Below are 25,994 nucleotides of genomic sequence, written 5' to 3'. Positions count from 1 at the left end.
GACCGCGAGTCCGTATCTTCGATACCGGACCAAGGGTCCACTACTGACGTTACGGAGGATACCGTGCACCCAGACCGCACTCCAGCCGAGTTGTACCGCCACAGTCTGCGATTGCTGCTGGACAAGGACATTCCCGCCTGGATCGACCTGTGGGCACCGGAGGGCACGATGGACTTCCCGTTCGCTCCCCCCGGCTGGCCGAAGCACCTGGCGGGCAAGGAGGCGATCGCGGCCTACCTCGACGGCTACGACAAGCACATCGACCTGCGGGAGATCCCGGACCTGCGGATCCACCAGACCACCGATCCGGAGACCATCGTGGCCGAGATGCGTGGCGTCGGCAGGCTGGTGGAAACCGGCAATCCCTACGACATGACCTACATCGCCGTGGTGACCGTCCGGAATGGACAGTTCACCGGCTACCGCGACTACTGGAATCCCCTCGGAGTCCTCGAACCCGGCGCGGACTTCACCGGCAGCAGCCGGTGAACGTGCTGGTCCTCGGCGCCACCGGCACCACCGGCAGCCGCACCGCCGCCCGGCTGATCGCCGCCGGCCACCGGGTCAGGGCAGCGAGCCGCGCCGCGACACCGGTGCCGGATGCCGAACCGGCGCGCTTCGACTGGTACGAGCCGGCCACCCACGGCCCTGCCCTGGACGGAGCCGACCGCGTCTACCTGATACCGCCGGTGGGCGAGCTGGATCCGGCGCCGGTCATGCTGCCCTTCCTGCGTCAGGCCCGCGACGCCGGCGTGCAGCGCGTGGTGCTGTTGAGCTCGTCGGCCATCCCCGAGGGCGGCCCCGCGGCGGGGACAGTGCACAGTGCCCTGCCCGCCCTGTTCCGGGAATGGGCCGTGCTACGACCTTCCTGGTTCATGCAGAACTTCACCGGCGGGCATCCGCACGCGGTCAGCGTCCGGGAGAGCAGGGAACTCCAGACCGCCACCGGTACCGGACGGATCGGCTTCGTCGACGCTGAGGACATCGCCGCCGTCGCAGCAGACGCGCTGACCGGCGGCCAAGCCCCCAACACCGATCTCGTGCTCACCGGACCGGAGACCCTCAGCTACGACGACGTCGCGGCAGTACTCAGCGATGTCACCGGCCGGCCCGTGGTGCACCACCACGTTTCCCACGAACAGATGCGGGACCGGCTGGCGGAAGCGCTACCGCCGGAGTTCGCCGAATTGCTGGCCGACCTGGACCGCGCCATCGCCGGCGGCGCCGAGGACCGCGTCACCGACACCGTCGAGCGCGTCACCGGCCGGCCTCCGCACGCGTTCCGCGCCTGCCTGGAACGGGAAAGCGCGTACCGCATCTGATCACGCGGTACGGCTGGGGTTCGGCTCGTCCGGCGCGCCGCGGATGACGAGCTGGGCGGTGTGGGCGATGTGGTCGCGCAGGAGCTCCGCGGCGCGGTCGGCGTCGCGGGCCGTGGCGGCCTCGACGAGTGCCCGGTGCTCCGAGGCGACGTCCCGGTCGGGCTCGTGGCCGAAGGACACCGACCAGTGCAGGTAGAGCTCGGCCTCCTCCCGCAGGCCGCGCGCGGTGCTCAGCAGCCGCCGGTTCGGGCAGCCGGCCAGCAGCGCCCGGTGGAAAGCCGCGTGCGCCTCGGACCACTCGTCACTCGGGTGGTCCGGGTCGCTCCGGTTGCGGTACGGGGTGCGCTCGAGCAGGTGGTGCGCGGCCACGGCCTGCGCCTCCCACTGCAGGTCTCCGTGCAGCACCGACAGCCACAGCACGCGGGACTCGACTTCCACGCGGGCGAGCGTCAGATCGGCGAGATCCTCGTGTGACAGCGGGGTGACCGTGTAGCCCTGGTTGGGCTGGCTTCGGACCAGCCCCTCACCGGCCAGCCGGGTCAGCGCCTCACGGGTCGCGCCCACACTGGACGCGTAGTGCTGCGGCAGCTCGGGAAACTTGAGCCGTTGCCCTGGCACGAGCCGGCCGCCGAGAATGTCGGCGCGAAGCCGCCCATAGACGCTTTCCGTGCGGGTGGTGCCGGCGGTCCTGCTCATGACCAGCACCCTAGCAGGAGACGATTGTCGTCCTGACTTTCGAAAGTTTCTTGTCAGGTCGAACATGCGGGTGTAGACAGGGTTCAGCAGCCTGAGGTGGAGAGCAACGATGCAGGAGACACTTCACGACGTGGTGATCGTCGGCGCCGGGCCGGTCGGTCTGACGCTCGCCCGCGCACTCGGTCTCCGCGGGCACGACGTACGCGTGCTCGAACGGTGGCCGGAGCCCTACGCACTGCCCAGGGCGGTGCACTTCGACGACGAGATCGGCCGGATCTTCCAGTCCCTGGGCCTGTCCGACGAGATCCGGGCGGTCTCCGCGGCCGTCCCCGACCATTACGAGTGGCGCAACGCCTCGGGTGAACCCCTGGTGCGCATCGACTGGTCCGGGATCGGACCCAGCGGCTGGCCGACCGCGAGCTTCTTCTCCCAGCCCGAGCTCGAACAGGTGCTCGCGGACGCGGCCGAGGCGCTGCCCGGGGTGAGCGTGACGCGCGGGGCCGAGGTCGTGGGCATCGAGGAGAACGCCGACGACGTCCTGGTGACGTTCGCCGGGCCGGACGGCGACCGCGGCCGCGCTCGGGGCCGGTTCGTCGTCGGCTGCGACGGCGCCAACAGCTTCGTCCGCGAATGCCTCGGCGTCACCATGCACGACCAGGGTTTCTTCTTCGACTGGCTGATCGTGGACACCGTCCCGCTCGACGATCGGGAGTGGTCGCCGCAGAACTGGCAGCTGTGCGACCCGGCGCGTCCGACGACCATCGTCTCCGGCGGCCCCGGACGGCGCCGCTGGGAGTTCATGCGGCTGCCCGGCGAGGACCGCCACGAGCTCGACTCCGTGGAGAAGGCGTGGGAACTGCTCGCGAAATGGGAACGCACGCCGGACAACACCACGATCGAACGGCACGCCGTGTACACCTTCGCGGCCCGCTGGGCCGACCAGTGGTGCCGCGGACGGCTCGCCATCGCGGGCGACGCAGCGCACCAGATGCCGCCCTTCGCCGGGCAGGGCATGTGTTCCGGTCTCCGTGACGTGGCCAACCTGTCCTGGAAGCTCGACCGGGTGCTGCGCGGTGCCTCCGACCGCACGCTGCTGGACTCGTACACCCCCGAACGCAGCGCGCACATCCAGCACGCGATCGCCATGTCCGTGGAGCTGGGTCGCGTCATCTGCGTCCTCGACGAACAGCAGGCCGCCGAACGCGATGCCCGCATGATCGCCGGTGGCGCCGATCCGCAGCGGGTGCTGCCGGTGAGCGCCAAACCGGTGCTCGGCAAGGGAATCACCTGCGACGCCATCGATGTCGAGGCGGTGCGTGGCACGCTCGCGCCCCAGTTCCCGGTGCAGCGGGCGGGCACCCGGGACCTGCTCGACGAGCTGACCGGCTACGGCACGGTGCTGCTGATCAGCGTCGACGCCCCCGCCGCGGACCCCGCGGTCCGCGACCTGGCGGACGCGGCCGGGATCCGGGTGCTCAGCGTCGGAGCGGCCGGGACGCCCGAGCTGGGCGATCCGACCGGGGCCTGGACCCGGTGGTTCGGCGCGCACGGCATCAGCGCGGTCCTCATCCGGCCCGATCACTACGTCTTCGGCGCCATCGCCGACCACAGCGACCTCACGCGGCTCGTCACGACGTTCCTGGACCGGGTGCGCACCACCGGTCCGAGGCACGCCGCCACGGCCTGAAACCGATTCGATCCAGGAGGAGACCACCGCATGCGTATCGCGAACCTCGACGGCCGGGCCACGCTCATCGTCGGCGAGCGGGGCACCGAGAAGGCCATCGACCTCGCCACCGCCTCGGACGGACGCTTCGGACCCGATCTGCCGTCGGTGTATCCCGCGTGGGACGACGTCACCCGATGGGCAGCCACCTTCGACCCGGCCGGCTTCGAAGCCGCCGAGGTCGACCGCGCACGCCTGGGGCCGCCGTCGCCGGCACCCCGTCAGGTCTTCGCCATCGGGCTGAACTACGACGCGCACGCCGCCGAATCCGGATTCGACCGGCCCACCGATCTTCCGCCGGTGTTCACCAAGTACGTGTCGAGTTTTTCCGGACCCGACAGCGAGGTCGTGCTGCCCCCGGGTGGCCACGTCGACTGGGAGGTCGAGCTCGTCGCGGTGATCGGGCACTGGGCGAGCGGGATCGCCGAATCCGAGGCCTGGGCGCACATCGCGGGGCTGACCGTGGGCCAGGACCTCTCGGAACGGGTCTCGCAGCTGCGCGGACCGGCCCCGCAGTTCGGCCTCGGCAAGTCCTTCGCCGGGTTCTCCCCGCAGGGTCCCTGGCTGGTGACGCCGGACGAGTTCCGGCACCGCGACGACCTCGAACTGGGCTGCAGCCTCGACGGCGAAGAAGTCCAGAAAGGACGGACGCGGGACCTGATCTTCCCGGTGGCCAAGGTGATCGCCGGCCTGTCGCAGACCGTCACGCTGTACCCGGGCGATGTCGTGTTCACCGGCACACCGGCCGGCGTCGGCGTGGGGCGCGAACCGCAGCGGTTCATCCAGGCCGGCGAAAAGCTCGACAGCTGGATCGAAGGGATCGGCGAACTGCACCAGAGGTTCGTCGCCGCGGACCGGAAGTAGGAAGGACCACCAGCCATGGCACTGCACGGATTGGGCAAGGTCACCATCGGCGTCCCCAATGTCGAGGAAACCATCGCCTACTACACCGACTTCGGCCTCGACCACCGCGGCGACGGGAGGTTCGCCACCCGCGACGGCGGCGAGCAGCTCCGGATCGTCCACTCCCCCATGCGGCGGCTCGCCGAGCTGACCGTCGCGGCCGACGACCGGGACGACATCGCCGCCATCACCCGCCGTCTGCAGAAGCTCGGGGTCCCCGTCGAGCACGACGGGGACTCGCTGCGCGCCACGGAGCTGATCACCGGCACCACCGTGCGGGTCGCGGTCCGGGACCGGATCACCGTCGATCCGGTGCCGCCCGCGACGCTCTACAACGGACCGGGCCGGATCGACCGGTGGGGCCGGGCGCCGTTTCTCACCCGCACCGAACCGGTCCGCCCGCGCAAGCTCGGCCACGCCGTGCTCGGCAGCACCGATCTCGAGACCACGATGAAGTTCTTCACCGAGGGCATCGGGTTCAAGGTCAGTGACTACATGGGTGACCGGGCCGCGTTCCTGCGCTGCTCGGTCGAGCACCACAACGTGCTCGTGATGGCCGCGCCGGTCGACTTCCTGCACCACACCAGCTGGCAGGTCGACGACATCGACGAGGTCGGCCGGGGCGCCCAGGCCATGCTCGAGGACAACCCCGAACGCCACATCTGGGGTTTGGGCCGCCATCACGCCGGCGCGAACTTCTTCTGGTACCTCAAGGATCCGGCCGGCAACTTCTCCGAGTACTACTCCGACATGGACACCATCCCGCAGGACGAACTGTGGAGCCCGGAGGTCCTCCACGGCCTCCAGGGGCTGTACGCCTGGGGTCCGCCGCCCCCGCCGTCGTTCCTGCACCCCGACGATCTCGCCGCCCTGATGACCGGCGCGCATTCGGTGAAGGGCGGATGACCGCTCCACGGTGACGCGTATTGCAGGTACCATATCCTGCATGGCAGGAGCATCAGCGTCGCGCACGTCGGGCTACCGCGAGCGGAACTCGACCGCGGACCGGGCCCTTGTACCCGGACGGATCGAAATCCACTGAGGACAGTGCGCGCACCGCCTTGACCGATGGTCTGCAGCCCACGGTTCGACCTGGCCGGTACCTCATCGTGGCCACGCGCGCGTCAGGCCGGCGCGCAACTCCGTCAGTCCTGCGGGACCCAGCCGGCTCTCGAGATCTTCTTCCAGGTCACGAAGGACGTCAGACGCGACCTGAGAACGCCGGCAACCCGCGGCGGTCAATCCGATGAGGGTGCTGCGCGGGAACCCCGGCCCCGGCGTACTGGTCAACAGGCCTTCTTCGACGAGCTGTGTGACAGCGCGATGCATTGTCTGGCGGGTGACGCCGGCACGGCGCGCGAGCTCGGCGATGCTCAGCGATGTCTCGGGGTTCAGGTGCGCGAGCACGGCCGCGTGCGCCGGAGTGATGGGTGCCACGCCTGCGGCGTTCAAGCGCTCCTGCAACTCCTCGGAGAACCAGCGGGCACCTCGCTGCAGCAGCGTGATGAGCGGCAGGTCCACCTCCGCGTGATCCTCGGCGTTCATTGCTTGCGCTCCTTTCGCACGGGGCGCAGCGTCCTGCGTCAGCAAAGCTGACACAGAGAGGCAGTAATGCCATGACAGGCTATGACGTGGACGTCCTCATCGCGGGCGCCGGTCCGGTCGGGCTCACCGCGGCCTTGCGGCTGGCCCAGTCGGGGGGACCTTCTCGCGGGACGCGGCAACCCCGATCCCCGGCATGACTGTCGACGCGGTGGCCTGGATGCGGCGCCGCGACGTCTCGGTCTACGCCGGCGACATCGGGGACGCGCATCCCGGGTCGACCCGCAGGTGGCGTTGCCGCTGCACCTCATCGGGCTGGCCCGCCTCGGCCTGCCACTGATCGACGGCGCCGAGGTCGAGGAGCTGGCCGCGGTCTGCGCCGAACTCCGGCGATACGCGTTCCTGCTCACCATCGCGCCGCCCCGGCTGCGCGGTGGCACCGGGGTGCCGGTGAACCCGCAGGCGATCTTCTAGGCGCGGCCGAAGGGGCCGCCCGCCGAGCCGGTGCCCGGTGGCGGCGGGGCCCCGTCAGCCGGTCGTGATGACCAGCTTGCCACCCTTGGGAGTGCCCTTGAGCTCGAGTTCGGTCAAGGCCGCGATCGCCTCCGTGAGCGGCACGGTACGGGCGATCGGCAGCCGGAGCGTGCCCTGCCCGGCCGCTCGCGCGACTTCCTCCAGGTCCTTGGTGACAGTGCGGGTGATCTGCACCTTGAAGGGCCCGGGCAGCGCGCTCTTCGCGATGTTCGCCGGCGTGGGGTGCACGCCGACGAGGTGACCGCCAGGCTTCAGGAGCTTCCGTCCCGCCGCGGACGGGAGCTTGCCCGCGGTGTCGACCACGACGTCGAACCGGTTGCTCAGCGGCTCCGGATCGAAGTCGAAGTCGACCACCGGGGACAGACCCAGCTCGCGCGCCTCGGCCGCGGCGGACGCCCGGCAGCTCCCGCCCACCGAGGCACCCCGCGCCAGCGCGAGCTGGGTGACCGACCGGCCCACGCCGCCCAAGCTTCCGTGCACGAACACAGCCTGCCCGGGCTGCAGCTTTCCTTTGTCGTACAAGGCTTGGTAGGCAGTCAGCGCGACGGTGGGAAGCGCGGCGGCCTCCTCCCAGGAGAGGTTCGCCGGCTTGCGCACGACCCCCTTCGCCTCGGCGATGACCAGCTCAGCGAACGCGCCGGACGTGCTGATCGGTGCTCCGCCGAGCACCTCGTCCCCGACGCCGATCCGGTCGACACCCTCGCCGACCGCCTCGACGACGCCCGCGAAGTCGTGCCCCAGCCCGCGCGGGAACTTGCGGCCGGTCACCATCTTCATGGCGCCACCGCGAATCCCCCAGTCCATCGGATTCGCCGCGGCCGCCCGCACGCGGACCAGGACCTCGCCGGCCCCGGGCCGGGCCGGTGCGAACTCCTCGAGCCGCAGGACCTCGGGCCCGCCGTACCGGTGGTACTGGATGCGCTTCATCGTGGTCATCGAAATCCCTTCCTGCAGTGACGCCTGTCCAGTGATGTCACCTGATGACATCACTGTAGCACGGCGATGTCATCAGGTGACATCATTGCCCGCGATCGAGTGACGTCCCGTAAACTCGCGGCGTGGCACGATGGGAGCCCGGCGCCAGGGACCGGCTGCGCGACGCGGCGCTGACGCTGTTCCTGGAGCGCGGCTTCGAGCAGACCATGGTGGCCGAAATCGCCGAACGGGCCGGCGTCACCGCCCGTACCTTCTTCCGTCACTTCGCCGACAAGCGCGAGGTGCTCTTCGACGGCTCGTCCGGCCTGGAGGAGACCGCTCTTGCCGCCGTGGAAGAGGCACCGGCCTCGTCCTCGGCGATGGACGCTGTCATGACCGCGCTCGACGCTGTGGCCGCCGCGATCGGCGAAAACCACGACTTCGCGCGGAAGCGGCAGACGGTGATCACGGCCAACGCCGAACTTCGCGAACGTGAGCTGATCAAGCACGCATCGATTTCGCGCATCCTGGCTGACGGACTGCGTCGCCGTGGCGCCGACGCCTTCGAGGCGGCTCTGGCCGCCGAAACCGGGGTCGCGGTGTATCGCGTCGCTTTCGAACAGTGGACCGGGTCCGCGGAGCCGGGCGCTTTGCCCGACGTCATCCGCGCTTCACTGACGCGGCTCCGGGCTCTGACTTCCGCCGGTTGAGCCAGCCGGCAGCGAACCGGACCGGGCACGCGGCGGGGGGCGAAGTCTTACCCGGGGGTACGGGCCACGAAGAAGATCCGCCGGAACTCGAACCACGTCGTACCGTCCGGGCGGGTCGGATAGGCCTCGTCGAGAAGCGGGGCAAGTTCCTCACGGAAGGCGGCCCATTCGGCGTCCGGCAGCGCGGCCCGGACCGGGCGCAGCGCGGTGCCGGTGATCCACTCCAGTACCGCACGCGGGCCGGTGAGCGGTTGCGTGTACGTGGTTTCCCAAGCGTCCACGGCACATCCGGCGTCGGCGAGCAGATCGGCGTAGGCCCGCGGCGTCGCCACGGCGTCTTCGGCACGCAGATTCGCCGAGCCGAGTTTCGACCGCCAGGACGGCGAAGCCGCGAGGTCGCGCACGATCCGGTGTGACGGCGCGCCGAAGTTACCCGGCACCTGGACCGCCAGGTGCGCCCCGGGCGGGAGCTGGGTGACCCAGCGGCGCAGCAGCTCGTCGTGACCCGGCACCCACTGCAGGACCGCGTTCGACACCACCACGTCGGTGTCCGGGCGCGGTTCCCACGAACGGACGTCCGCGACCTCGGCGGTCACTCCCCGTTCGCGGGCCGCGGCCACCATCTCCGGCGAACTGTCCACCGCCTCCAGTACCGCGTCCGGCCAGCGGCGGGCCAGGTCCACCGTCAGGTTTCCCGGTCCACAGCCGAGGTCGGTGACCCGGCGCGGCGACACAGCCGGAATCCGGCCGACCAGATCGAAGAACGGCCGCGCGCGCAGGTCCGCGTAGTCGAGGTACTTCGCCGGATCCCACATCGCAGCCTCCCGGATTGCTCGCAGTACGCTCGTACCGAGTACGAGCGTACTGCTACTGCCCCGGGTCGGCCAGCTTGTCCGCGGCCTCCGCCGCGACCGCCTCGACCAGCGCCGGATCGGTACCCGGATCCGGGCGGACCTGCAGAACCGTGCCGTCGCGGCCGGGCACCTTGCGCTGCACGAACCACGCGCCGCCGTCCGGGAACTCCTGGCGATGCCGGGCACGGATCGACCCGTCGACGCGCAGCCGCACCTGGTGCGGAACCCTGCCGGGCTCCGGCAGCCGGAACCGCACCGGTTCCCGGTCGGCCAGCACCACCACCCCGCCGGCCCGGCTGGTCTCCTCGGATTCGGTGAGCGTGAAGCCGTCCTCGCCCCAGCTCGCCTTGCCCACGAGGTGCCAGCCGACCCGCCGCGCGCCCGTCCCGGACGGGATCCACAGCCCCAGCGTCGTGACCACGAGGTGGCCGCCGCCCTCGACTGCGGCCGCGGCGATCACCTCTTCGCCGTCGGCCAGCTCGCCGCCGAACCCCTCGGGCAATCCGCGGCCGAAGAAACGGCTCAGCAGCCCCACGTCAGTCCCATCCGCTCGAGGCCTGCTCGCGCAGCGCCTTCCGGTACTGCTCCAGCGCGACCAGATCGCCGAACAGCGCGCGGTAGTCGTCGGGCGCCTCGACCGGCGACAGCCGCTGCAGCTTCGACTTGATCTCGCCGATCTGCCGCCCCACCAGGCTCTCCTGCACCCCGGCGAGCACACCGGAGATGTAGCGCGAGTCCACTTCTCCCTTGGCGTGCAACGGTTCCACCGCCAGCTCGCTGAGTACCCGGCGGACTGTCCCTTCCGGACAGTGCTGCTCCGCGGCGTCCAGCAGCGCCGGACCGGTGAGCCCGGAAGCGGCACCGCCCGCCTTCAGCACCGCCAGGTGCACTGCGACGTACACCGGATGTGTGAACGCCTCTTCAGGCAAGGAGTCGTACTCCGGACCGGCGATCGACGGCTGCTGCAGCGCGGCCTTCAACGCCTCGCGCTGCGCGTGGAACCGCGGGTCCTTCGGCGCGGGCCGCGGCAGATCCTGCTGCTGCGGCGCGGGCTCGGGCGCCTCCTGCCGCGCCGCCGGACGTCGCGCGGGCTCGGCCGGGCCCCGCCGGGCCGCCGCACCGGCCGCCCCGCGCACCCGGTTGACCACCTGCGCCACGTCCTGCCAGCCGACCCACCAGGCCAGCTTCGAGGCGTAGCCGTCCCGGCTGGCCCGGTCCTTGATCGCGGCAACCATCGGCACCGTCTTCTGCAGCGCGGAGACCTGGCCGTCGACCGCGTCGAGGTCGAACTGCTTCAGCATGCTCTTGATCACGAACTCGAACAGCGGCGTGCGGCGGGCCACCAGGTCGCGCACCGCGCCGTCGCCCTTCGCGATGCGCAGCTCGCACGGGTCCATCCCGTCCGGGGCGACCGCGATGTAGGTCTGCCCGGCGAAGGTCTGGTCGCCCTCGAAAGCCTTGAGCGCGGCCTTCTGGCCGGCCTCGTCGCCGTCGAAGGTGAAGATCACCTCACCGCGGAAGGCGTCGTCGTCCATCATCAACCGGCGCAGCACCTTCATGTGGTCCTCGCCGAACGCGGTGCCGGACGAGGCGACCGCGGTCGGCACACCGGCCGCGTGCATCGCCATCACGTCCGTGTAGCCCTCGACGACCACGACCTGATGCCGCTTCGCGATCTCGCGTTTGGCCTGGTCGAGGCCGAACATCACCTGGGACTTCTTGTAGATCTGCGTTTCGGAGGTGTTGAGGTACTTCGCCGAGATCCGGTCGTCGTCGAACAGCCGTCGGGCGCCGAAACCGACCACATCATTGCCGACGTCGCGGATCGGCCACACCAGCCGCCGGTGGAACCGGTCCATCGGCCCGCGCTGGCCCTCCTTCGACAGCCCGGACGCGAGCAGCTCCTTGACCTCGAACCCGCGGTTGAGCAGATGCTTGGTGAGCTTGTCCCAGCCGCCGGGGGCGTAGCCGCAGCCGAACTGCTTGGCCGCCGCGGCGTCGAACCCGCGCTCGGACAGGAAGTCCCGCGCCGCCCGCGCCTCGTCGGTGACCAGCTGCTCGATGTAGAACTCGCCGGCCGCGCGATGCGCCTCGATCAGCCGCGAGCGGGTGCCCCGGTCGCGCTGCACGGTGGCGCCGCCACCCTCGTAGTTCAGCCGGATGCCGACCCGGTCGGCCAGCCGCTCCACCGCCTCGACGAACGACACGAGGTCGATCTTCTGGATGAACTTGATGACGTCGCCGCCCTCGCCACAGCCGAAGCAGTGGAAGGTCCCGTGGGTGGGGCGCACGTTGAACGACGGGGTCTTCTCGTTGTGGAACGGGCACAGGCCCTTCAGGCTGCCCCCGCCCGCGCGCCGCAGCGCGACATACTCCCCCACGACCTCGTCGATCCGGTTGCGCTCACGCACCTGAGCGATGTCGCTCTCCCGAATCCGTCCTGCCACGGTGACCACCATAGTTCTCCCCCTCCCGCGGCCGTGCGGCACACTCGGGCTCATGCGCGCCAACCCCGCACTGGAGCACTACGCCGGCGAGTTCACCGGGCATCGGCCCCATCTGGTCGGCGTGGCCTACCGGCTCACCGGCAGCCGGGCGGACGCCGAGGACGCGGTCCAGGAGGCCTGGCTGCGGCTGGCCGGACTGGACGACGCCGGCCGCGCCGCGATCCGCGACCTGCGTGGCTGGCTGACCACGGTGGTCGGCCGGATCTGCCTGGACCGGCTCCGCTCGGCGACCGCGCGCCGGGAACGGTACGTGGGCCAGTGGCTGCCGGAGCCGGTCGTCACGCCCTTCGGCGCTCCGCCGGGCGAGGATCCGCTGGAAGCCGCGGTGCGGGACGACGGCCTGCGGATGGCCGCGATGGTGGTCCTCGACCGGCTCTCCCCGGAGCAGCGGGTGGCCTTCGTGCTGCACGACGCCTTCGGCGTGCCGTTCGCCGAGATCGGTGGCATCCTCGGCTGCACCCCGGCCGCCGCGCGCCAGCACGGGTCGCGCGGACGGCGGGCGCTGGAGCAGGCCGACCCGCCGCCGCGCGCCGGCTTCGCCGAACAGCAGCAGGTGCTGGAGAAGTTCGTCACCGCGCTGCTGGCCGGCGACATCGCCGCGGTCACCGAACTGCTGCACCCGGACGTGGTGCTGATCGGCGACTCCGACGGCAAGGCCCGTACCGCCCGCCAGCTCGTGGTCGGCCCGGACAAGATCGCCCGGTTCTTCCTGGGCCTGCTGCGCAAGTACGACCCGGAAATGCTCACCCGCGGCGCACCGGTGCTGGTCAACGGCGACCTCGGCCTGTGGCTGCCGCCCATGCCCGGCCGCGGGGGTTTCCTCGCGCTCGACGAGCACGTGCAGTCCATGAGCCTGCGCGACGGCCGGATCGTCGCCGTCTACGACGTGGCCAACCCGGACAAGCTGACCCGCGTCACCCGGCCTTCCTGAGACAGAAGGGGTGACCTGCCGGATCGCGGTAGACGCGGAAGCGGTCCGGTTCGCGCTGCTGCGGTTCCTTGGCCGCACCGAGCGCGAGCGCTTCCGCCTCGGCGGCGTCGAGGTCGGGCGTCGTCAGGTCGAGGTGCAGGTATTGGGGACGCGCACCGGTCGGCCAGGTGGGCGGCCGGTAGTCGTCCACAGCCACGGCGGACAGGTACAGCGCCGGCGTTTCGACCGCGCAGAACCGCGGGCTGCTGAACGTGACCTCCCCGCCGGTCATGCCCGCCCAGAAGGCGGCCAGCGGCACGGGATCCGCGCAGTCCATGGTGACCGAAGCGAGGCTCGTGGTGGTCATCGGTATTACTCCTTTTCGGACGGTGCTTCTTTCAGACGGTCGGCAGGATGCCGCCGTCGACCCGGTACTCGCCTCCGGTCAGCCACTTCGCGCGGCGGGAGGCGAGGAAGGCGATCAGCTCGGCCACGTCCTCGGGGTCTCCGGGACGGCGCATCGGGATCTTCAGCTCCTCGGCGAGGTCCAGCCGCACCTGGCCGACCTCGACACCCCGTGCCTCGGCGATCCCGCTCAGGTGCTCGAGCGCGCCGTCGGTGACGACGAACCCGGGAACGACGGTGAGCACCCGCACCCCGTGCGGGCCGACCTCGGTGGCCAGTCCCCGGCTGTAGACGTTGAGGGCGGCCTTGGCCGCGGCGTAGGAGACCTCACCGGGTTGCGGCAGGTGGCTGGCGACCGAGGAGACGTGGACGACGACCCCGCTGCCGCGTTCGACCATCCCGGGCACCAGGTGCCGGTCGAGCCGGACCGCGGCGAGCAGGTTGGCGTTCAGATCGGCCAGCCACGATTCGTCGTCACGGCGGACCGTCTCGATCGGCGGGGTGGCGCTGCCCGCGTTGTCGACGAGCACGTCGATGCCACCGGCGTGCTCGAGTGCCTGCCGGGCCACGGCCGCGGCACCCTCCTGCGTACCGAGGTCGCCGGTCAGGAAGTGGATCCGCGGATCGGGATCGGCGGGTGCGCTCCGCGCGGTGGCGAGCACCTGGGCGCCCGCATCGACGAACCGGGCGGCTGTGGCCGCGCCCAGGCCGCGGCTGCCGCCGGTGACCAGGACCCGGAGATCATCGAGACCGTCGACGGAAGAGGGTGAGCTCGGCACTGGCTGCTCCTGACACGGTAAGGTGAACTTGACTCCGGAAACTATACGGAGTCGGGTTCACCTTTGTCGCGCACCCCGGTGCGGAGTCGGAAGGAAGCACGATGACGGACCCGTCCCGGCGGTCGGGCGCTTCGGGCCGCCCGCTGCGCGCCGACGCGCGACGCAACCGCGACGCGCTGCTCGCCAGCGCCCGCGAAGCGTTCCGCGCCGGAGAGACCGAGATCCGGGTCGAGGAGATCGCGCAGCGGGCGGGCGTCTCGGTGGGCACGCTCTACCGGCACTTCGAAACCCGGGAAGCGGTCCTCGCCGAGGTCTACCGCGGTGAGGTCGACGAACTCTGCGCCGCCGGGCTGGCCAAGGCCGGCGAGCACGGCCCGGCCGAAGCACTGCGGCTGTTCCTGCTGGACCTCGTCGACCACGCCGCGGCGAGCCGCGGCCTGGCCGTCATCTTCGAAGCGATCATGGCCACCGCGTCGCCCGTCTTCGACGAGGCCCGCGCCGCCATGGAGTCGACGATGTCGGAGCTGCTCACCGCGGGTGCCACGAACGGCGCGCTGCGCGGCGACATCAGCGGGCGAGCCCTGCTGCGCGCGCTCAGCTCGATCTGCGGGGTCCAGGCCACACCCGAGTGGTACGACGACAGCCGCCGCATCGCCGGTCTGCTCCACGACGGGCTCACGGCATCGGCACCCGGCACGCCTCGCCCGAGGTGAAACCCTGGTCGACGATGCCGAGCGCGTTGTTCATCCTGGCGCGCGAGTTCTCCAGGGCGATCTGGTAGGTCAGTTCCACCACGCCTGCCCGGCCGAACTCGGTCTCCAGTTCGGCTATCTGCTCGTCGGTCACGGTGACCGTCTCGCCGGACATCGCGTCGGCGAGGGCGAGGGCGAGTCGTTCCCCGCGGGTGAACGCGGGCGAGGTGGCGTAGTCGTCGATGTGCTTGAGGCGGTCGATGTCCAGGCCCTCGTGAAGCTGCAGCATGGTGCCGAAGTCCACGCACCACGAACAGCCGATCCGGGTGGCCACGCGGTACACCGCGAGCTCCCGCACGTTCCCCGGCAACCGGGTGGACGCCTTCTGCGCCATGGTTTCGTGCACGATGCTGGTCCGCATCAGCGCGGGGTGGTGGGCGGCGACCGCCAGCGGTTCCGGGACCGCGCCGTAACGGCGTCCGGCGATCCGGTAGACGAGCTTGAGCACCGGGCCGGCTTCGGCGGCCCGCTTGACCGGGATACGGGGCATGTCGGGTCCTCCTTCTCGGATGGTTCGCAGGGAGGACGTGGCGCGCGGCGAGGATGTGACAGCGGACCTCAGCGCGGCTCGGTGATCGGCCGCACGTCCCAGACCCACACCCCGTCCACGTACCGACCCGGCTTGCGCAGCAACAGATCCACCGTGGCGCGGTAGGCGTCCGCGCCGTCCCGCGGAGTGAGCACCAGCACGCTGGCGTGCCAGTAGCGCAGATCGGCGATCGCCTGGTCGCGGTCGGCCTCGGAGACCCCTTGCGCTTCCCCGGAATCGCGGACGCGGTCGAACAACACCGACGTCGGACGCTGATAGGAGCCGTAGCGGCCGCGTTTGTCGTCCGGACCGCTCGGCCCGACGAAATAGCCCTCCGGCATCGGGTACTCGAGTCCGGCGTCGACCTGCCAGTGCAGCGGTTCCGACTCCCCCGAGCTGGGCAGCGGCACCGGGACCACGGTCCCGCCCGGGGCGACGTAGCCGCGCCAGGTGCCGTCGGCGAAGAACGCCGGGGTGGCCGGGCGGTCGTGCACCACCAGCTGGGTCGGCGCGATCGGCATCAGCACCGCGGCCACCGCGCCCAGCCAGATCAGCCGCACCGGCAGCCGCTTCTCCCCCGGCAGCGGCCCGGCCGCCGCGAAGACCCGGTCGGTCGCGATCGCCAGCAACGCGCCGACCGCGGGCACACAGGCCATGGCGAGCCGGGACTCCAGCAGGGACTCGAACAACGGCAGGTTCGCCAGCAGCCGCCACGGCCCGGGCACGCCGCTGTCCTCGCCCAGCACGGTCAGGTCGGAGCCGAGTGAAAGCCACGCCATGAGGAGCATGGTGATCGCCAGCGAACGCGCGACGACCTCACGCCACAGCCAGATCGTCACCACGACCATCAGCACGATCAGCGGCCAGCCGAAGAACGCGTTCTCCTCGGTGCGGTTCATCGACACCGCGGCCGCCGCCTCCGGCTGGCCGGCGACCGACTGCGTCGCGAACCGGGTGAAGGCGGCGGTGTCGTTGCCGACCTTCCCGTGCTCGAGGCCGGTGTAGCTCTGCGGACCGAAGAACTGCCACCACAACGGGAACGCGACCAGCACCAGAGCCAGCACCACGGCGATCCCGCCGCCGAGCGCCAGCGGCCGCACCATGGCACCGACCTCCCGCGGCCGCGACAGGCAGTAGGCGGTCGCGAAGATCACGAAGCCCAGCGCGAAGATCAGCAGCGGCTCTTCGCCGAGGAAGATCTGGTAGGCGCTCAGCACGCCCAGCCAGATCCCGTTGCGTACCGGACGGCGACCCTTGGCGAGGTGGATCACCTTGAGCGCCAGGAAGGGCAGCACGAACCAGGCGACGAAGTTCGGGTGCGCGTTCGCGTGCGAGACCATCGGCGGCGCGAACCCGGCGAACGCCCCGCCGACCGCGGCCGCCCACCGGTGCGCCACGAGGTGCCGGGAGAACACCCAGTACCACGCGGCTGCCGTGCCGGCCAGGCTGCCGGTCAGCGCGATCGCCCAGGTGAGCGTGGGCCCGAACACGAGCGTGAGCGGGGTCAGCGGCACGGAGACGCCGAGCATGGCCGTGTTGGCCATCATGTTCACGCCGAGCGGATAGTTCTGCAGCCCGCTGCTGAGCGGGTTCTCCAGGTGCACCACCGACCTGGCGGTCACCGAGAAGAACCACTCCCACAGGTTCTGGTCCGAGGCGCTGTTCCACAGGTAGCCCTGGCCGAGGTCCGCCCAGAGCCCGCCGAACAGCAGGATCGCGAACAGCAGGTAGGCACCGATGATCCCGGCGTCCGCCCAGGACCGGCGCATCCGCGGCGCGGCGGCGAGGGGTCCGGCAGCGGGGACGGTGGGAATCAGCTCGGTCCTCGCTTCCGGGCGGAACAGGCTCACGCCGGGCGCACCACCCGCGCGAAGAAGTACACCGCACCGCTCCCGGCGTGGCGGACGAGCAGCAGGAACGGCCGGTCCACGGTGACCACCACCGGATCGGCCACGACCAGCGCCATGGTGCGCATCTGGACCGCGGTGGCGGCAGCGCCTTCCAAGCCCTCTTCGTCGAGCCTCAGCACGGCCTGGTGCAGCACACTGTCCACCCACAGCGGACGGTCCGGGCTGAGTCCGGTGAGGTCGGCGTCCTGAGTGAAAAGCTCGTGCACGCCGAGCCGCTGCAGTGCCGGATCGAGGTCGGTGCGCACGTCGAGGGAGATCTTCGGCAGGGCGAGCCGGACCTTCTGCCGCTTCGGGCTCTCCAGCAGCCGCCGCAGGAGGCGGGCGTCGAGGGCCGGCTCGGCGGTCGCCAGGCCCTCGTCGGGCAGCAGAACGGCCGCTTCGACGCCACCCTGCGCCGGGAGCGTGACGACTTGCCAACCGTCCTCGTGGGCGTACCCGACCGTCTCTTCCAGGTGCATGGTCGGCACTTCGCGGACGCCGTCCGGGGTGTGGAACTCCGCGGGCGCGGTGGCGGATCCGGCGAACGGACGCCGCCAGGCGGTCTTGAGGTAGAGCGCGTTCACGAGGCTGGCGCGGGTGTCCGCGTGCACCGCACCGTCCGGGAGCAACCGCGGAATCAGGCCGTGGGTGGTGCGGTCCACGTCGTTGTTGATCAGCTCGCGAGCGGCACCCGGATCGGTGGCGAACGGCGCGGTCTCGGCCTTGCCGCCGGGCCAGCCGGCCAGCTCGTCGCGGAAGGCGGCTTCGACAGTGATCCGGTCGGAGGCCCACAGGGTGTTGGCGACGGCGAGCTTCGCCTCGTCACCGACTTCGGCGGCAGCGCGCAGCAGCTCACCCTGGTCGTCGCCCAGCAGGGCGCCCAGCTCGTCGCCGGTACGTCCACGAGCGGCCCGCGCCACGAGCCCGAGCGCACTGGCGGCCGAGTACGGCGAGAAGCACGCGTCGGCGCCCTCGGCCGACGCCGCGCGGAGCAGCGCGAGCGTGAGGTCGAGATGACTGTCGAGACCCATGCGGCGACCGTACCGGAACACCCGCGCCCGGCGGGCCGGACGGCGATTCCGGCTACCGTTCGGCCCCGAGCCCGCAGTCGTGACCTGCCGCGTTGCCTCGGCCGGCCCGGCGGTCCGCCGTGACCACGGGGAACGCGGTCAGCCCCCGGCCGGTGGGATGCCGTGCCGGCCGGTGTGCCAGCGGTGCCATTCGTGGGCCTGGGCGTCGGTGAGGGAGGCGACCTGGTCGAGCACCACCCGCAGCCGTGCCGGGTCGTCCGGGGCGCTGTGCCAGGCCGGGGTGAAGAGCGGGTCCAGCGCCTCCGGGGCCCGCCGCAGCAACGCGGCGACCAGCTCCGTGATCACCTCGCGCTGGCCGTCCTGCATGGCCAGCCGGCGGCGGTCGCTCATCACGTAGCGCAGGGCCAGTGCTTTCAGCAGCGCGACCTCCGCGGCCACCTGGTCGGGCACCGCCAGGCGGGCGCCGTACCGGGTGAGCGGACCCTCGCCGTAGACGCCGCGGGTGCCGGTGACCACCGCGGAGGCGAAGCGGCCCACCAGTTCGCTCGTCAGCCGCTTCAGCGCCACCTGTGCCCGCAGGGAGCCGTCCGGGGGCGCGTGCACCAGGTCCGCGACCACCGGCAGGTCGAGCAGTTCCTTCGCCGCACCCTCCAGAGTGGACGGCGAAAGGGTGGAGAAGTGCCGGGCCGCGGCCTCGGCCACCGCCGCGCGTTCGTCCGGATCGGCCAGCACCCGCAGCCGGATCCGCCCGGCCAGCACGCCGTCCTCGACGTCGTGCACCGAGTAGGCCACGTCGTCGGACCAGTCCATGATCTGCGCCTCCAGGCAGCGGCGCAGCCCCGGCGCCCCGTCCCGGATCCAGCCGAACACCGGCTGGTCGTCCGGGTACACGCCGTACTTCGGCTCCCCGCCGCGCCGCGTCCACGGGTACTTCGTGGTGGCGTCCAGGCAGGCGCGGGTGAGGTTCAGCCCGGCAGGGGCGCCGTCGGCGGCCAGCACCTTGGGTTCGAGCCGGGTGAGGATCCGCAACGTCTGCGCGTTGCCCTCGAAGCCTCCGCACGGCTGCGCCACCAGGTCCAGCGCCCGTTCCCCGTTGTGCCCGAACGGCGGGTGACCGATGTCGTGCGCCAGGCCCGCGGTGTCGGCGAGGTCCGGATCCGCGCCCAATTCCTCGGCGATGCCCCGGCCGATCTGCGCGACCTCCAGCGAATGCGTGAGCCGGGTGCGTGGAGCACCGCTGACCTCCGCACCCTCCCCCGGCCCGACCACCTGCGTCTTGCCCGCCAGCCGGCGCAGAGCTGCCGAATGCAGCACGCGGGCGCGGTCGCGGGCGAACGCACTGCGCTCGTCGGGCCGCGCACCGTCCACCGTCGCGCCCTTGGGGGCCTCGGCCAGCACCCGGGCGCGGTCGTGCTCGCGGTAGCCATCGCTCACCCGGCCAGCTTAGGCGCGGGAACCGACAAATCCCGGCAGCGTTCAGCCGAGCATCGCGGCGAACAGGTCGTCCGCCGGCGACTTGGTGAGCTCGTAGAACAGCAGTGCACCGGTCTCGCGGAAGATGTAGCGCACCTGGGTGCTGCGTTCCTGCACGATCGGGCCGCTGTGCGTCGGCGCGGTCCAGGCCTCCAGACCCAGGTCCTGCGCCATCGTGCGGGACCGGAACGAATGCCACGGATCGCTCACCAGCACCGCCGAACTCCAGCCGTGCGCCTTCACCTGGCCGGCGACCGCGCGCAGACTGCGCAACGTGTCGCTGCCCTCGCCGACCGGCAAGGTCGCCGAAGCCGGCACGCCGTGCCGCGTCAGCCACCGCGCGCCCGCCTGCGCCTCGGTGAAGTTGTCCGCGGCTTTCTTGCCTCCGGCCGTGATCACGGTCTTCGCCACACCGGCCGCGTACAGCTGGCGCGCCTTCTCCAGCCGCGCCGTGAAGATCTCCGACGGCTTGCCGTTGTACTGCGCGGCGCCCAGCACGACGATCACGTCGGCGGGCTCGCGGTCGTTCTCCCGCGCGACCTGCCACACGCGAAAGCCCGTTCCGGCCACGAGCAGCACCAGCACCAGCACGACGCCGAAAACGATCCGGCGTGCCCAGTTCACCCCGGTGGGTCCGCTCCGCTCGGCCGCGCTCATGCCCGTCATCCTGGCAGGCGCACCGCGGAGAGTCCGGGAAGGGGCCCTCACCGCGGCGGCGACCGCGGAGCTAGAGCCAGCCCCGTTCCTCGGCCATCCGGACCGCTTCCGCGCGGGTGCGCGCGCCGGTTTTGCCGATCGCGGCGGACAGGTGGTTGCGTACGGTGCCCTCGGACAGGAACAGCGCCTTGGCGAGGTCCGCGACGGTGCTGCCGTCGCTCGCCGCATGCAGTACGTCGCGTTCCCGGCCGGTGAGCGGGCTGGCACCGGTGGCCAGCGACTCCGCGGCGAGCGCCGGATCCACCACCCGGAGTCCCTTGTGGACTCTGCGGACGGCCTCCACGAGCTGTTCCGGCGGGGCGTCCTTGACCACGAACCCGGCCGCGCCCGCGGCCATCGCCCGCGCCAGGTAGCCGGGCCTGCCGAAGGTGGTGCAGATGATCACCCGGCAGCCGGGCAGCTGCGACCGCAGCTCGGCGGCCGCGGTCAGCCCGTCCGTCCCGGGCATCTGCACGTCGAGCAGCGCGACGTCGGGCGTCGACTCCCTGGCTGCCGCCGGCACTTCGTCGCCGCTGCCGACCTGGGCCACCACCTCGATGTCCGGCTCCAGATCGAGCACCGTGGCCAGTGCCCCGCGCACCATCGCCTGGTCGTCGGCCAGCAGGACCCGGATCACGCGAACCCTCCTGCCGGCTGCGCGCGGACCACGGCGCCGGTCTCGTCCGGTTCCGGAACCTCGGCCCGTACGCGCCATCCTCCGCCGGACCGAGGATGCGCACGCAGCGTCCCCCCGGCCGCGCCCATCCGCTCGGTGAGCCCGCGCAATCCGTTGCCCAGCGCCGCGTTTTCCCCCGTCTTGCCGTCGTCGTCGATCTCCAGCCACTCCTGCCCGAGGCGCACGCACACCCGGGTGGCGTCGGAATGCCGCAGCACGTTGGTGATCGCCTCACGCAGTACGTAGCCGAACGTGCTTTGCAGCTCCGCTCGCACGTGGTCCACCGCGTGCGGCAGGTCGGCCTCGATCTCCGCCGCCCGCAGCGCGGCCCGCGCCCCCGCGATCTCCGCGGGCAGCGACACCGTGCGGTACTCCGACACGGTGGCCCGCACGTCGGTCAGCGCCGTGCGGGTGAGTCCTTCGACCTCGCGGATCTCCCGCACCGCCCGCGGAATGTCGGCGGAGGCTTCGAGCACGCGGCGGGCCGCCCCCGCCTTCACGCTGATCGTGGTGAGGCTGTGCCCGAGCAGATCGTGCAGGTCGCGGGCCACCCGTTCCCGTTCGTTCGCCACGGCCAGCGTGGCGATCTCCTGGTTGGCCAGCTTCAGCCTGCGGACCGCCCGCACCAGGTTGGCCATGAAGAACATGGCCGCGGTGACCGAGACGACCGAGACCAGGTCGCCGCCGTCACCGGCCTGCCAGCCCCGGGCGAACAGGACGAGCGCGGCCACCCCGAGTGCCGTGCCGTCGAGGATCAGCGCCCAGGCAGGCGGGAAGACGAACACGAGCGTGGCGGTGGCGTAGAGCAGGATGTACGGGCTCATGCCCGGCAGCAGCGCGGCCGGCAGACCCAGCGCGAGCATGCCGCAGCCGAAGACGTACCTGCCCCGGCGGGACCGGCCGAACACCAACGGGAACAGCAGGTAGCAGGCCGCGTAGGTGTAGCTGAGCAGGGCGAACAGGACCCGGGGCAGCAGCGGACCCGGGTCCTCGGCGATCGCCTGGGTCGCCGGGACCAGATAGGGCAGCAGGAACAGCACGCCGAGCACCGGCCAGCGGGACTTGTTCGGCCCCTGTTCTCCCAGCGCGGACTCCTCCCACCAGGAAGCCCGGTCGCCGAAACCGAACCGGAAGCTCCCGTGCCGGCCCGCGGCGGTCTCCGTGCTCGCCACCCTGTCCTCCCTGTCCCGTCCGGTCAGACCCGGGCGCTGTTCCTACGGTAGAGCCGGACCACCAGCCCGCCCAAGCCCACCGTCCAGCCGGCGAGCGCGACCAGCGCGGCCGGGAAGCTCACCAGCATCTCGTTCGTGACCGCCGGGCGGACCAGGCCGATCATCCAGTAGGTCGGCAGCGCCTGCGCCACCTCGTGCATCCAGGCGGGCATGCCCTCCAGCGGCAGCCACAGGCCGCCGAGGAAACCCATCGCGAGCACCACGATCATGGTCACCGGCTGCATCGACTCCGGGGTGCAGAGCAGCCCCAGCACCAGTCCCAGCAGGACCACCGGGATCGCGCCGAGCCAGATGCCCAGCACGACCCGCAGCCAGGCCAGCGGGTCGAGGCGCACGCCTTCGGCGAGAAACCCGATCAGCGGCACCAGGATGACCGCGGGCAGCGCGACGAACATGCCCGCCAGCGCCTTGCCGCCGAGGTACTGCACGCCGCTCAGCGGGGTCAGCCGCAGCTGCCGCTGCCAGCCGGACGCCCGTTCCACGGTGAGTTTGGTGCCGTTGGTCAGGCCGGCGCCGAACGCGCCGAACGCCATCATGTTGACCATCACCACCGCCACCGCACGGGCGTGGCCCGGATCGTTCGCGGAGGTGAACAGGTTGGCCTGCAACAGGAACATCAGGACAGGGAAGGCGACGACAAGCATCAGGAACCGCGGCGACCGCAGCAGCCGGCGGATCTCGGTGGACAGATACGCGGAGTTCATCGGATCGCTTCTTCCGTTTCGCCGGAGGTGAGGGACAGGAACGCGCCTTCGAGACCGACCGCGCCGACCTCGATCTCCCGCGCGGCGGGAGCGGCCTGCAGCAGTGCCCGGAGTGTGCGGTCGGAATCCGTACTGGACAACGAGATCCGGTCGCCACGCTGGGCGAAGTCGGTGAGCGCGGGCAGGGTGCGCAGCAATTCGGGGCCGGCGCCCGGCAGCACCGCGTGGATGGTGCGCCCGCCCGCCAGTGCGCGAACCTCGGCCACCGACCCGTCGGCGACCACCCGGCCGTCCCGCATCAGCACCACCCGGTCGGCGAACTCCTCGGCCTCCTCGAGGTAGTGCGTGGCGAACAGGACGGTCCGGCCGGTTTCGGTGAAGGAGTACATCGACTGCCAGAACTCCCGGCGGCTGCCGACGTCCATCGCCGCGGTCGGCTCGTCCAGCACGAGCAGATCGGGATCGGCCACCAACGCGATCGCGAAGCGCACCCGCTGCTTCTGGCCGCCGGAGAGCTTGCTTGCGCGGCGGCCGGCAAGATCCTCGATACCCGCCTGCCGCAACGCGTCCGCGAGCGGCAGCGGCCGGCGGTGCAGCCTGCCGACCAGTCCGACGGTTTCGCGCACGGTCAGGTCGTCGAGCAGGGTGCCGCTCTGCAGCATCGCCCCGATCACGCCGTCGGAGACCGCCTGGTGCGGCTCCCGGCCGAACACCGACACGGTGCCGTGATCGGGAGTGCCGAGTCCGAGAATCAGGTCGACGGCAGTGGATTTGCCCGCCCCGTTCGGTCCGAGCAGGGCCACGACCTCCCCGGGCGCGATGGTCAGGTCGACCCCGTCGACCGCATGCACGTCGCCGTAGTGCTTGCGCACCCCCGCCATCCGTACCGCGGCACCGGCCGCGACCTCATCGGTGTTGTCCATACGGTGCAGCCTGCCGCCACACCGGCCGCGATCCCCGGGCCGCGCGTCACGTCGTGACCGTGACAAGTGTCAGGGGCGCGCCCCGGCGCGCCGGGGCAGGCCGACCGCCCTGGTCAGCAGTGCGTCCATCGCCCCGGTCGGCAGGAGCCTGCTCAACGCCACTGTCACGCGTGAATCGGCGCCCACCAGGTAGCGCACCCGCGGGCGGCTCGTGGTGAGCGCACGCTCGACCACTTCGGCGACGCGGGCCGGATCCCCGGCGCGGGCCTCGGTCTTCCGACCGAACTCGAGGAAAGCGTCCAGCGCCGCACCATAGCGGGACTCGGCGTCCGCACTCAGGCTCGTGCGGTCCGCTCGCACGGCGGTTTCGGTCCCGGCCCGGTTCCTCGACGTGAAACTCCCCGGCTCGACGATGACGACCGGCACGCCCCACGGGCGCAGTTCCTGGCGCAGCGTGTCCGAAAGCACTTCCACGGCGAATTTCGAGGCGCTGTAGGCACCGAGGAAGGGCGTCGCGACCCGGCCGGCGGTAGAGCTGATCATGACCACCCGGCCACCTCCGGCCCGGATCGCGGGGAGGAACGCCTGCGTCGTCGCCACGAGCCCGACGACGTTGACCTCCAGCTGTGCGCGCAACCGGTCGAGCGGCAGATGCTCGACCGGGCCGGCGAAGGTGATCCCGGCGTTGTTGACCAGCCCGCTCAGCGTCCCGATGTCGTCCGCCGCCGCGGCCAGCCCGGCGGGGTCGGTGACGGAACTCCGTGTCTACCGTTATGCCACCGAATCGGGTGATGTGCCCACACGGACAAGCGAACGGCCGCTTTCCCGGCCGTAACCGGAAAAGGGCCGTTCGTCCGCGGGCAGGTCAGCAGCCGAGCAGGCGACCGGCCAGATAGGACTCCACCTGGTCGAGCGCGATCCGCTCCTGGGTCATGCTGTCGCGCTCGCGGATCGTGACCGCCTGGTCGTCGAGGGAGTCGAAGTCCACCGTGACGCAGTACGGGGTGCCGATCTCGTCCTGGCGGCGGTAGCGGCGGCCGATCGCCTGCGCGTCGTCGAAGTCGACGTTCCAGTGCTTGCGCAAGCGGGTGGCGAGGTCGCGCGCCTTCGGCGAGAGGTCGGCGTTGCGCGAGAGCGGCAGCACCGCGACCTTGAACGGCGCCAGCCGCGGGTCGAGGTGCAGGACCGTGCGCTTGTCGGTGCCGCCCTTGGCATTCGGCACCTCCTCCTCGTCGTACGCGTCGACCAGGAAGGCCATCATCGAGCGGCCGACGCCCGCGGCGGGCTCGATCACGAACGGACGGTAGCGCTGCCCCGAGGCCTGGTCGAAGAACGACAGATCCACGCCGGAGTGGTTGGAGTGCGTGGTGAGGTCGAAGTCGGTGCGGTTGGCGATGCCTTCCAGCTCACCCCACTCCTGGCCGGCGTTGAAGGCGAAGCGGTACTCGATGTCCACAGTGCGCTTCGCGTAGTGCGACAGCTTTTCCTTCGGGTGCTCGAAGTGGCGCAGGTTCTCGGGCTTGATGCCGAGGTCGGTGTACCACCCGGTGCGCGCGTCGATCCAGTACTGGTGCCAGGTCTCGTCCTCGCCCGGTTCGACGAAGAACTCCATCTCCATCTGCTCGAACTCGCGGGTGCGGAAGATGAAGTTGCCCGGCGTGATCTCGTTGCGGAAGGACTTGCCGATCTGGCCGATGCCGAACGGCGGCTTCTTGCGCGAGGCCGTCTGCACGTTGAGGAAGTTGACGAAGATGCCCTGCGCGGTCTCCGGACGCAGGTAGGTCAGACCTTCCTCGGACTCCACCGGGCCGAGGTAGGTCTTGAGCATCATGTTGAAATCGCGGGGTTCGGTGTACTTGCCGCGGGTGCCGCAGTTCGGACACGGCACCTCGGACAAATCGTCCTCGGTGGTGGTCTTCCCGGTGCGTGCCTCGAAGTCCTCGGCCAGCTGGTCGGCGCGGAAGCGCTTGTGGCAGGAAAGGCATTCGATCAGCGGGTCGGTGAACACGTTCACGTGGCCCGAGGCGACCCACACCGGCCGCGGCAGGATCACCGACGAGTCGAGACCGACCACGTCCTCCCGGCCCTGCACCACGGTCTTCCACCACTGGCGCTTGATGTTGTCCTTCAGCTCCACGCCGAGTGGCCCGTAGTCCCACGCCGACCTGGTGCCGCCGTAGATCTCTCCCGACGGGAAAACGAAACCACGGCGCTTGCACAGACTGACGACGGTATCGATGGTGTTGGCGGGCACTCCACGCTCCGGACGCATGCGGGGACGGTTAT

At 71.1% G+C, this 25,994-nt stretch carries 28 protein-coding genes; 9 read left to right on the top strand and 19 right to left on the bottom strand.

What is annotated here, in order from left to right; all coding sequences use genetic code 11:
- Positions 1-111: 111 nt before the first annotated feature.
- Positions 112-489, top strand: coding sequence for a nuclear transport factor 2 family protein (locus BJY18_RS00465; RefSeq protein ID WP_246458712.1), 378 nt, complete (start codon positions 112-114; stop codon positions 487-489).
- The gene (locus BJY18_RS00460; protein WP_184776772.1) at positions 486-1,322 is read left to right on the top strand and encodes an NAD(P)H-binding protein; all 837 of its coding nucleotides are present in this window, start codon (positions 486-488) and stop codon (positions 1,320-1,322) included. The genes BJY18_RS00465 and BJY18_RS00460 overlap by 4 nt, the downstream gene beginning before the upstream one ends.
- Here the strand turns inward: BJY18_RS00460 and BJY18_RS00455 are convergent, their stop codons facing one another.
- A complete protein-coding gene (locus BJY18_RS00455) occupies positions 1,323-2,018 on the bottom strand; it encodes a GntR family transcriptional regulator (RefSeq protein ID WP_184776770.1) in 696 nt (231 codons plus the stop codon). It lies immediately after the preceding gene.
- A gap of 109 nt (positions 2,019-2,127) precedes the next feature.
- Here BJY18_RS00455 and mhpA point away from each other — a divergent pair, with 109 nt between their 5' ends.
- From mhpA to BJY18_RS00440, 3 genes are read left to right on the top strand one after another with little or no spacing between them, the layout of a single operon-like run.
- The gene (gene mhpA / locus BJY18_RS00450; protein WP_184776767.1) at positions 2,128-3,705 is read left to right on the top strand and encodes a bifunctional 3-(3-hydroxy-phenyl)propionate/3-hydroxycinnamic acid hydroxylase MhpA; all 1,578 of its coding nucleotides are present in this window, start codon (positions 2,128-2,130) and stop codon (positions 3,703-3,705) included.
- 30 nt (positions 3,706-3,735) lie between these two features.
- The gene (locus tag BJY18_RS00445; RefSeq protein ID WP_184776765.1) at positions 3,736-4,608 is read left to right on the top strand and encodes a fumarylacetoacetate hydrolase family protein; all 873 of its coding nucleotides are present in this window, start codon (positions 3,736-3,738) and stop codon (positions 4,606-4,608) included.
- Positions 4,609-4,623: 15 nt separating this feature from the next.
- Positions 4,624-5,553 (top strand): VOC family protein, encoded by a 930-nt coding sequence (locus BJY18_RS00440; RefSeq protein ID WP_184776763.1) that lies wholly within the window; start codon positions 4,624-4,626, stop codon positions 5,551-5,553.
- A gap of 198 nt (positions 5,554-5,751) precedes the next feature.
- Here BJY18_RS00440 and BJY18_RS00435 read toward each other — a convergent pair whose 3' ends face one another.
- On the bottom strand, positions 5,752-6,192 hold the full coding sequence (locus BJY18_RS00435) for a MarR family winged helix-turn-helix transcriptional regulator (protein ID WP_184776761.1): 441 nt from the start codon (positions 6,190-6,192) through the stop codon (positions 5,752-5,754).
- Between the two features lie 285 nt (positions 6,193-6,477).
- On the opposite strand from BJY18_RS00435, the gene BJY18_RS00430 reads away from it, so the two are divergent.
- The gene (locus BJY18_RS00430; RefSeq protein ID WP_184776759.1) at positions 6,478-6,663 is read left to right on the top strand and encodes a hypothetical protein; all 186 of its coding nucleotides are present in this window, start codon (positions 6,478-6,480) and stop codon (positions 6,661-6,663) included.
- A gap of 54 nt (positions 6,664-6,717) precedes the next feature.
- Here BJY18_RS00430 and BJY18_RS00425 read toward each other — a convergent pair whose 3' ends face one another.
- Positions 6,718-7,659, bottom strand: a complete 942-nt coding sequence (locus BJY18_RS00425) for an NADP-dependent oxidoreductase (RefSeq protein ID WP_184776757.1) — start codon at positions 7,657-7,659, stop codon at positions 6,718-6,720.
- 122 nt (positions 7,660-7,781) lie between these two features.
- Between BJY18_RS00425 and BJY18_RS00420 the strand changes: the two genes are divergently transcribed.
- The gene (locus BJY18_RS00420) at positions 7,782-8,348 is read left to right on the top strand and encodes a TetR family transcriptional regulator (RefSeq protein ID WP_184776755.1); all 567 of its coding nucleotides are present in this window, start codon (positions 7,782-7,784) and stop codon (positions 8,346-8,348) included.
- A gap of 47 nt (positions 8,349-8,395) precedes the next feature.
- Here BJY18_RS00420 and BJY18_RS00415 read toward each other — a convergent pair whose 3' ends face one another.
- The 3 genes from BJY18_RS00415 to dnaG are packed head-to-tail and all read right to left on the bottom strand — an operon-like array spanning position 8,396 to position 11,649.
- A complete protein-coding gene (locus BJY18_RS00415) occupies positions 8,396-9,163 on the bottom strand; it encodes a trans-aconitate 2-methyltransferase (protein ID WP_184776753.1) in 768 nt (255 codons plus the stop codon).
- Between the two features lie 52 nt (positions 9,164-9,215).
- The gene (locus BJY18_RS00410; protein ID WP_184776751.1) at positions 9,216-9,737 is read right to left on the bottom strand and encodes a hypothetical protein; all 522 of its coding nucleotides are present in this window, start codon (positions 9,735-9,737) and stop codon (positions 9,216-9,218) included.
- Between the two features lies 1 nt (position 9,738).
- Positions 9,739-11,649, bottom strand: coding sequence for a DNA primase (gene dnaG, locus BJY18_RS00405; protein WP_512699125.1), 1,911 nt, complete (start codon positions 11,647-11,649; stop codon positions 9,739-9,741).
- Positions 11,650-11,701: 52 nt separating this feature from the next.
- Here dnaG and BJY18_RS00400 point away from each other — a divergent pair, with 52 nt between their 5' ends.
- A complete protein-coding gene (locus BJY18_RS00400) occupies positions 11,702-12,640 on the top strand; it encodes a sigma-70 family RNA polymerase sigma factor (RefSeq protein ID WP_184776748.1) in 939 nt (312 codons plus the stop codon).
- Here the strand turns inward: BJY18_RS00400 and BJY18_RS00395 are convergent.
- Complete coding sequence (locus BJY18_RS00395) at positions 12,624-12,986, bottom strand: VOC family protein (protein ID WP_184776746.1); 363 nt, start codon at positions 12,984-12,986, stop codon at positions 12,624-12,626. The genes BJY18_RS00400 and BJY18_RS00395 overlap by 17 nt on opposite strands.
- A 31-nt stretch (positions 12,987-13,017) precedes the next feature.
- On the bottom strand, positions 13,018-13,803 hold the full coding sequence (locus tag BJY18_RS00390; RefSeq protein WP_184776744.1) for an oxidoreductase: 786 nt from the start codon (positions 13,801-13,803) through the stop codon (positions 13,018-13,020).
- Between the two features lie 101 nt (positions 13,804-13,904).
- Between BJY18_RS00390 and BJY18_RS00385 the strand changes: the two genes are divergently transcribed.
- Positions 13,905-14,516, top strand: coding sequence for a TetR/AcrR family transcriptional regulator (locus BJY18_RS00385; RefSeq protein ID WP_184776742.1), 612 nt, complete (start codon positions 13,905-13,907; stop codon positions 14,514-14,516).
- Here BJY18_RS00385 and BJY18_RS00380 read toward each other — a convergent pair.
- The 11 genes from BJY18_RS00380 to BJY18_RS00330 all read right to left on the bottom strand — a co-directional run bounded on the left by BJY18_RS00380 (position 14,479) and on the right by BJY18_RS00330 (position 25,962).
- The gene (locus BJY18_RS00380) at positions 14,479-15,045 is read right to left on the bottom strand and encodes a carboxymuconolactone decarboxylase family protein (RefSeq protein ID WP_184776740.1); all 567 of its coding nucleotides are present in this window, start codon (positions 15,043-15,045) and stop codon (positions 14,479-14,481) included. The two genes, BJY18_RS00385 and BJY18_RS00380, sit on opposite strands and share 38 nt — an antisense overlap.
- A gap of 68 nt (positions 15,046-15,113) precedes the next feature.
- Positions 15,114-16,853 (bottom strand): glycosyl transferase, encoded by a 1,740-nt coding sequence (locus BJY18_RS00375; protein ID WP_246459100.1) that lies wholly within the window; start codon positions 16,851-16,853, stop codon positions 15,114-15,116.
- Positions 16,854-16,930: 77 nt separating this feature from the next.
- Positions 16,931-18,004, bottom strand: a complete 1,074-nt coding sequence (locus BJY18_RS00370; protein ID WP_184776738.1) for a serpin family protein — start codon at positions 18,002-18,004, stop codon at positions 16,931-16,933.
- A gap of 138 nt (positions 18,005-18,142) precedes the next feature.
- Positions 18,143-19,438 carry a deoxyguanosinetriphosphate triphosphohydrolase gene (locus tag BJY18_RS00365; protein ID WP_184776736.1) on the bottom strand — a complete coding sequence of 432 codons (1,296 nt, stop codon included), beginning with the start codon at positions 19,436-19,438 and terminating at the stop codon, positions 18,143-18,145.
- Between the two features lie 42 nt (positions 19,439-19,480).
- Positions 19,481-20,134, bottom strand: a complete 654-nt coding sequence (locus BJY18_RS00360; protein ID WP_184776734.1) for a YdcF family protein — start codon at positions 20,132-20,134, stop codon at positions 19,481-19,483.
- 70 nt (positions 20,135-20,204) lie between these two features.
- Complete coding sequence (locus BJY18_RS00355) at positions 20,205-20,810, bottom strand: response regulator transcription factor (protein WP_184776733.1); 606 nt, start codon at positions 20,808-20,810, stop codon at positions 20,205-20,207.
- Complete coding sequence (locus BJY18_RS00350; RefSeq protein ID WP_184776732.1) at positions 20,807-22,021, bottom strand: sensor histidine kinase; 1,215 nt, start codon at positions 22,019-22,021, stop codon at positions 20,807-20,809. Before BJY18_RS00350 ends, BJY18_RS00355 begins: the two co-directional genes overlap by 4 nt.
- A 23-nt stretch (positions 22,022-22,044) precedes the next feature.
- Positions 22,045-22,785 carry an ABC transporter permease gene (locus BJY18_RS00345; RefSeq protein WP_184776731.1) on the bottom strand — a complete coding sequence of 247 codons (741 nt, stop codon included), beginning with the start codon at positions 22,783-22,785 and terminating at the stop codon, positions 22,045-22,047.
- The gene (locus tag BJY18_RS00340; RefSeq protein WP_184776730.1) at positions 22,782-23,708 is read right to left on the bottom strand and encodes an ABC transporter ATP-binding protein; all 927 of its coding nucleotides are present in this window, start codon (positions 23,706-23,708) and stop codon (positions 22,782-22,784) included. Before BJY18_RS00340 ends, BJY18_RS00345 begins: the two co-directional genes overlap by 4 nt.
- Positions 23,709-23,777: 69 nt before the next feature.
- Positions 23,778-24,443: an SDR family NAD(P)-dependent oxidoreductase gene (locus tag BJY18_RS00335; protein ID WP_281393743.1), complete on the bottom strand. Its 666-nt coding sequence runs from the start codon at positions 24,441-24,443 to the stop codon at positions 23,778-23,780.
- 130 nt (positions 24,444-24,573) lie between these two features.
- Complete coding sequence (locus BJY18_RS00330) at positions 24,574-25,962, bottom strand: glycine--tRNA ligase (protein WP_184784309.1); 1,389 nt, start codon at positions 25,960-25,962, stop codon at positions 24,574-24,576.
- Positions 25,963-25,994 lie beyond the last annotated feature (32 nt).

The sequence above is a fragment of the Amycolatopsis jiangsuensis genome, from assembly GCF_014204865.1.
In the GTDB taxonomy this organism is placed as follows: domain Bacteria; phylum Actinomycetota; class Actinomycetes; order Mycobacteriales; family Pseudonocardiaceae; genus Amycolatopsis; species Amycolatopsis jiangsuensis.
Note: the sequence above shows the minus strand (reverse complement) of the source record. Positions and strands in the feature narration are given on the sequence as shown.

What these genes read in the sequence shown, in the direction of transcription:
- BJY18_RS00380 (WP_184776740.1), bottom strand. Translation starts at nt 15,045, where the DNA reads ATGCCCCGTATCCCGGTCAAGCGGGCCGCCGAAGCCGGCCCGGTGCTC.
- BJY18_RS00445 (WP_184776765.1), top strand. Translation starts at nt 3,736, where the DNA reads ATGCGTATCGCGAACCTCGACGGCCGGGCCACGCTCATCGTCGGCGAG.
- mhpA (WP_184776767.1), top strand. Translation starts at nt 2,128, where the DNA reads ATGCAGGAGACACTTCACGACGTGGTGATCGTCGGCGCCGGGCCGGTC.
- BJY18_RS00435 (WP_184776761.1), bottom strand. Translation starts at nt 6,192, where the DNA reads ATGAACGCCGAGGATCACGCGGAGGTGGACCTGCCGCTCATCACGCTG.
- BJY18_RS00340 (WP_184776730.1), bottom strand. Translation starts at nt 23,708, where the DNA reads ATGGACAACACCGATGAGGTCGCGGCCGGTGCCGCGGTACGGATGGCG.
- BJY18_RS00425 (WP_184776757.1), bottom strand. Translation starts at nt 7,659, where the DNA reads ATGACCACGATGAAGCGCATCCAGTACCACCGGTACGGCGGGCCCGAG.
- BJY18_RS00345 (WP_184776731.1), bottom strand. Translation starts at nt 22,785, where the DNA reads ATGAACTCCGCGTATCTGTCCACCGAGATCCGCCGGCTGCTGCGGTCG.
- BJY18_RS00440 (WP_184776763.1), top strand. Translation starts at nt 4,624, where the DNA reads ATGGCACTGCACGGATTGGGCAAGGTCACCATCGGCGTCCCCAATGTC.
- BJY18_RS00375 (WP_246459100.1), bottom strand. Translation starts at nt 16,853, where the DNA reads ATGCGCCGGTCCTGGGCGGACGCCGGGATCATCGGTGCCTACCTGCTG.
- BJY18_RS00400 (WP_184776748.1), top strand. Translation starts at nt 11,702, where the DNA reads ATGCGCGCCAACCCCGCACTGGAGCACTACGCCGGCGAGTTCACCGGG.
- BJY18_RS00360 (WP_184776734.1), bottom strand. Translation starts at nt 20,134, where the DNA reads ATGAGCGCGGCCGAGCGGAGCGGACCCACCGGGGTGAACTGGGCACGC.
- BJY18_RS00455 (WP_184776770.1), bottom strand. Translation starts at nt 2,018, where the DNA reads ATGAGCAGGACCGCCGGCACCACCCGCACGGAAAGCGTCTATGGGCGG.
- BJY18_RS00385 (WP_184776742.1), top strand. Translation starts at nt 13,905, where the DNA reads ATGACGGACCCGTCCCGGCGGTCGGGCGCTTCGGGCCGCCCGCTGCGC.
- BJY18_RS00415 (WP_184776753.1), bottom strand. Translation starts at nt 9,163, where the DNA reads ATGTGGGATCCGGCGAAGTACCTCGACTACGCGGACCTGCGCGCGCGG.
- BJY18_RS00370 (WP_184776738.1), bottom strand. Translation starts at nt 18,004, where the DNA reads ATGGGTCTCGACAGTCATCTCGACCTCACGCTCGCGCTGCTCCGCGCG.
- BJY18_RS00395 (WP_184776746.1), bottom strand. Translation starts at nt 12,986, where the DNA reads ATGACCACCACGAGCCTCGCTTCGGTCACCATGGACTGCGCGGATCCC.